Source organism: Treponema sp. Marseille-Q4523 (assembly GCF_016901105.1).
Classification (GTDB): Bacteria; Spirochaetota; Spirochaetia; order Treponematales; family Treponemataceae; genus Treponema_D.
The window spans coordinates 1-5,559 of record NZ_JAFEVM010000062.1 but is presented as its reverse complement, the minus strand read 5'-3'; the positions used below and the strand labels follow the sequence as shown (position 1 = coordinate 5,559).

The following is a 5,559-nucleotide window of genomic DNA, read 5'->3' as shown; positions in this document are numbered from 1 at the left end:
GTATAATGCAGAGCGAAAACAGGAGCGGAAAAATACCGATGCCGTTTTTCTGAAAGCGCAAACTTGATTGCTTTTAAAAATAAAATTAATAATAATTATTAAAAATACCGTATGATATGCACACTGTTTTATAAAACACCGATACAATCAATAACTTTGTCGCAGTGTATTCGTGTAAATAGAATTAATAATTATTGATCATATAGCCTCGTGCGGTGTTGTTTATGCATACAGCAAAAAGATCGCGGGTATTTTATTGATTTCGGGAAGCGGTGACTTTTTCCATTCGGAAACGGACTTCGTGCGGATAAATTCTTCGCCGCATGTGATGCCCGCCGCTATGCAGAGTTTCGTTTCACCCTTGAGCGATGAGAGGAGCGACGACAAAAGCTGCATATTGCGGTACGGCGCTTCGATAAAAAGCTGCGTCTGTTTTTCTTTGTATGCGCGGCTTTCAAGCTGTTTGATCCGTTGTACGCGCGCATCGGGCTTTGCAGGGAGATAGCCGTTGAATGCAAAGTTCTGTCCGTTAAAACCGCTCGCCATAAGCGCCATGATGATCGAAGAGGGTCCTGCAAGAGGGGCAACGCGGAAGCCTTTTTTGTGCGCGAGCGCGACGACAGCCGCACCGGGATCCGCGACTGCGGGGCAGCCTGCTTCCGAAATGACGCCGGTTGCAAAGCCTGTTTTAAGCGGCGCGAGGAACGGCTCGATTTTTGTCAAATCGGTATGTTCGTCGAGCACGAAAAAGGTCAGCGTGTCTATGTCTATTGCGCGGTCGATCTTTTTGAGAAAACGCCGTGCGCTCCGCACGTTTTCAACGATAAAATATTTTATCGCCGAGATAATACGTCTGTTGTATTCCGGGATGACGCGTTCGATTTCCGTGTCGCCGAGCGTCGTCGGAATAAGGTATAATGCCGCTTCCATAATCTCAATCTCCCCGATTATTACACTTGTCGACCGTCCCACGATTTCGAATGCGCTTTTTCATACGCGACTGCTTTGTCGAAGTCGGCTTTAGGCGAACAAAAGCGTTCGATCTGCAGCTGTGTCGCATACAGCCGTCGCAGGCATTCGGTTTTATCGGTGTCGCCGAGTTTCGATTTTTCGATACCGTCTCCGAGTACGCGGATCGTTTCATCGTAAATCCTGCACGGCACGGGAAAGGGATGCCCGTCTTTTCCTCCGTGTGCAAACGAAAATCGCGCGGGATCGGTAAAACGCGACGGCGTTCCGTATACGATTTCGCTTACGAGCGCAAGCGACTGCAGCGTGCGCGGCCCGAGACCGGGAGTGAGTAAAAACGATTCGAAATCTTCCGGAGGGCTTTCGTATGATAGCGCGAGCACGGCACCGAGCCTTTTTAAATCGATGTCTTCGGCGCGTACGTCGTGACGTGCGCTCATCGTTATGGAGCGCGATGAGTGCGAAATGCGAGCCGTTTTTGCGACGTCGTTCGAGTGCGGGGCGGACAAGGGGCAAACGGTTTCCGCAGCTTTGACTGCGTTTTCGGTGAGGCCGGGAAAAAGTTCAGGCTCTCTCGGCACGACGATTGCTGCAGAAGGCGATGCGATATGCGAAAGTGCGCGCACGATACGGTCTGGATTTTCATGTGCGATTTCGACGATCGCAGCGCGCGTCCTTTGCGCCGCCCGATCGGTGAGGTTTAAGATTTCGCCTTGCGTTTCTCCGACGACGCCCGTATGCGGTTCTTCGACAAAAGAGCGCAGTTTCGGCGAACACCAATGGTATCGCCTCGCCGTGCGCGACGCGGCATTCATGCCCTGCTGTACGACCGCCCAATCGCCTTCGTCGGTAACGATAAAATTGTGCTGATACAGCTGAAAGCCGTCCTGGACGGCGTTGTTATCGACCTTTGCGCAAAGTTTGCTTGCGCGCACGAGGGAAGTTCCGTCGAGCCCCGCAGCGTCCGATAAAAATAATAATTCGTTCGGTGTATTGCGCGAATATTTTCCGCGTCCGCCGCACACACAGATGCCGAGTTCCCGTCCGCGTTCGTTCAGTCCGCGCTTGAGCGCATACATGACGCTCGTCGTGATGCCCGACGAATGCCAGTCCATGCCGAGCACCGCACCGAACGACTGAAACCACATCGGATCGCTCAAGCGCACGAGTACTTCGCGCTTACCGTAATTTTGAATGATCGATTCGACGATCAGCGTGCCCAGTTTTTTCATACGCTCGGCGAGCCATATTGGGACTGTGCCCCGATGCAGCGGCAGATCCGCGCATCCCGTACGCCGTGCATTCAAGCGCGGCTCCTCTTTACGACTATGCCGTCGACGGCGAAGTTGAGTATGTCGCGTATGTCGTCGATATTTTCCTGGGCGAGGACGGCGAGACGGAAGATCGCCGATTCGATCAAACCGTAAAACATATCGTTTACGACTTTGACGTTTATCTTTTTGAATTCACCCGATTTCGCGCCGCGGATGAGCAGCGTCGTCATGATATGCCGTAATTTGATGACGCGCCGCATGACACGCTCCCTCGGATCGACGCCCGATTTTTGCAGCTGTATCAAATACAGGAGCAGAACACTGAACAGCTTTTTATTTTCTCCGATCGCATCGACGATACTCATCAGCATTTTTCGGAAACATTTTTCCGTGTTGAAAGATGTATTGTTGACGATCTGCATGATCGTCGTTTCGATTCCCGATACGAGCTGCTTGATGCTCCATAAAAAAATCTCGCGCTTGTTTTTAAAATAAATGTACAGCGTCGTCCGCGTAATACCGCATCGGTCGGCGATCTTTTGAAAGGTGACGTCTTCGTAGCCTTCTTCAACGAAAACGTCGAGCGCTTTTTCGAGTATCTTTCGTTTACGTTTTTCGTGTTCGACGATGATCGCCATGAAAGCCCTCCGCCTACGCTTTTTCTTTTTTGCCGGAAGATATCGAGTACATATAAAAATGCGTATCGAGATTCCCGGCTTTAAAACTTTTCAATTTGTCCGCATAATGACCCGAGCATTTTTGAAACTGTTTGCTTGCGGTGATGACGCCGATTTGCCAATTCGGAAAATTCGTCCACAGTGCGCCCATCTTTTTGTAGAGGGCTTCCGCTTCCGCCTCGTCTCCGAGCCGCTCGCCGTACGGAGGATTGCACAGCAAAAGCCCTTCATCGTACGGAGCCGCCAAATCGATAAAATCCGATTGTATAAAATCGGGGCGCGGAATGCGGTTGTCTTTTCCGATGGACTGCAAAGCGCGTCCGGCCGCAACGCATGCGTGTTCGGCGTTCGCTTTTGCACGGTTTACCGCCTCTATGTCGATATCGCTTCCGGTAACGCGCACTTCGACATCCGTTCTGATCCGTTCCGCTTCCTGCGCACGGATCTCGTCCGCGCGTTTTTTATTAAAAACGGCAAGGTGTTCGAGCGCAAAGCTCCTGCCTGCCCCCGGCGCGATATTGTGCGCGAAGAGCATCGCTTCGATCGCGATCGTTCCCGAACCGCAAAAGGGGTCGTGCAGCGGCGTTCTTCTGCGCCACAGCATTTCCTGCAGCAGCACCGCGGCAACCGTTTCGCGAAGCGGCGCCGTCCCTCCTCCCGTGCGGTAACCGCGTTTGTACAGCGGCTCTCCCGAAAGATCGAGCAGGACGTTCACCTTATCGTTGTCGATATATACGCGTACATCAGCCGTTTCTCCCGATTCGGGGAGTGTCGTCATGCGCCACTTGTCGCCGAGTTTTTTGTAGATCGCTTTTTGCACCATGCTTTGAATCGTCGGTTCCGAATTCAATTTCGAGTGATGCGAGCGCACTTTGTCCACGACGACGCGCACGTCTTTTTTTAATAAATCCTGCCAATCGGCCGCATAAGTGCCGGCAAAAAGCGAATCGAAATCGGCCGCCTGAAAAGAAGCCGCCTGCAAATATACGCGGTCGGCCGTGCGGAGACACAGGTTCGCGCGAAAAAGCGCATCATCGTCGCCGGTAAAAAAAACACGTCCGGGCGCGTTTCCCGCGAGCGTGTAGCCGAGGTGTTTGATTTCATTGCCGAGTATTTTATCCGCGCCGACGGCGCAGAGTGCAACGAGGGTATTCATACGGCTTTAAAAATAACATTTTTACGGATTTTGTGCAATTGTCGTATTTTGCGATTTTGCACGTCGAAATCGCCGGCAATGGAAATTTTTAATAATTAATAATTATCAGGACGAAGCGGATCGGAAGATCCCGCCTTCCGCACTTCGGTAACCCTCATCCGCGCTAACGCGCGGACGCTGCGCGGTGCTCCACGCGGGCGTAAGTCTTTCGTAAACGAAAGTGATATTGCGAATCGGAACAGGCATTGTCGTTTTGATCATTCTGCGAGCGCGCACACGTATACCCGCGAGTTTTCAAAAGAAAACGATTTGCCTGTCAAACTTGCAGTTAAACAGAATGTACTGTTTTGCACTCGGCATCGTTTAGACGTTTTCTCCAAACTCGCGTTCTATTGTTTCTTTTATACTCGATTGAAGTACGGAAATCAATTTATTCTTTATCGTTATGTCGGGATGCAGCATATATAAATCTTCGCTGTCCGTAAACAGACGATACGGTTTTATGTGAAGTGCAGCGGCGATTTGTTGTATCATTTCTACGGACGGAAATTTTTTACCGATTTCGATTTCTCCGATATAGCTCGTCGACGTACCGCATAATTCCGCAAGCTTCATTTGAGAAAGTCCCTTTTCTTTTCTGCAGCTCTTTAAGTTTTCGATAAAGATACTTCGTAAATTCATTTTTTTTATGCTAAAAGCAAATAAAAATTATTGACAACTTGCTATAGGCGTATTATTATAGATAAGAAGATAGATTTATTTGCTGATAGCATATAATTAAATGGCTCAGGAGAAAAAAATAAGAATAACGATGAGGGAATAAATGTTTGATTGCTCTGACTATAACAAGTAGAGAGTAGAACCGATTAAACATATATCCATCATCTAAAATAAACTCATAATGAAAAACATTATGAATAAAGGAAGGTTAAAATGAATCAAAAAGGATTAATTTCAATGGCTAGAATTGTAGCGTATTTTACCGCACTGTGTTTAGCATTCGGTTTATTCAGCAGCTGTACTACATTAAAGAAACAACAATATGGAATAGAAGCAGATGATACTATTGCTTTGAATCTGACAAATGACCCGAATGTGGGAAGACTTTATATAACCCACGTTAATGGAGAAGCTACAGGAGCGCTGCCGACTAAAAACTATGTAAATCCCCTATACATAAAACTTAATGGGAAGCCTATTATTTTTACCATTCTTTGTCCTGTGTTGGCAGGATATAATCCTTTGTTCGGTACACCAATAATACAATACAAAAAAACCGAATTACGATTGACAAAATTGGCGGATGTAAAATCCGGCGATGTACTTACATTGAAATGGATGTATCAAACACAAACTTTTGCATTTATGGATGCAAGCGGAAATATTGTACAACAGATAATACCGCAGTTTGATTAGAATAATTTTTATACTATTCCTTACTGCTTTTCAGTTCTGCAAAATGCAGTAAGGCTTTACTGAAATT

At 48.0% G+C, this 5,559-nt stretch carries 6 protein-coding genes; 1 reads left to right on the top strand and 5 read right to left on the bottom strand.

The genetic code is table 11. The features are described 5' to 3' along the window. Nucleotides 1–222 precede the first annotated feature (222 nt). The 5 genes from JSQ97_RS12375 to JSQ97_RS12355 form a co-directional block, all read right to left on the bottom strand. On the bottom strand, nt 223–930 hold the full coding sequence (locus JSQ97_RS12375) for an SAM-dependent methyltransferase (protein ID WP_205076327.1): 708 nt from the start codon (nt 928–930) through the stop codon (nt 223–225). Between the two features lie 20 nt (nt 931–950). Continuing rightward, complete coding sequence (locus tag JSQ97_RS12370; RefSeq protein WP_486389580.1) at nt 951–2,201, bottom strand: DUF763 domain-containing protein; 1,251 nt, start codon at nt 2,199–2,201, stop codon at nt 951–953. 71 nt (nt 2,202–2,272) lie between these two features. Further along, entirely contained in the window at nt 2,273–2,881 is a 609-nt protein-coding gene (locus JSQ97_RS12365) for a TetR/AcrR family transcriptional regulator (protein ID WP_205076325.1), read from the bottom strand. 13 nt (nt 2,882–2,894) lie between these two features. Then, nucleotides 2,895–4,076: a THUMP domain-containing class I SAM-dependent RNA methyltransferase gene (locus JSQ97_RS12360; RefSeq protein ID WP_205076324.1), complete on the bottom strand. Its 1,182-nt coding sequence runs from the start codon at nt 4,074–4,076 to the stop codon at nt 2,895–2,897. Nucleotides 4,077–4,439: 363 nt separating this feature from the next. Beyond that, entirely contained in the window at nt 4,440–4,757 is a 318-nt protein-coding gene (locus JSQ97_RS12355) for a helix-turn-helix domain-containing protein (RefSeq protein ID WP_205076323.1), read from the bottom strand. Between the two features lie 252 nt (nt 4,758–5,009). Here JSQ97_RS12355 and JSQ97_RS12350 point away from each other — a divergent pair, with 252 nt between their 5' ends. Beyond that, a complete protein-coding gene (locus JSQ97_RS12350) occupies nt 5,010–5,492 on the top strand; it encodes a hypothetical protein (RefSeq protein ID WP_205076322.1) in 483 nt (160 codons plus the stop codon). The last annotated feature ends 67 nt before the right edge of the window (nt 5,493–5,559 follow it).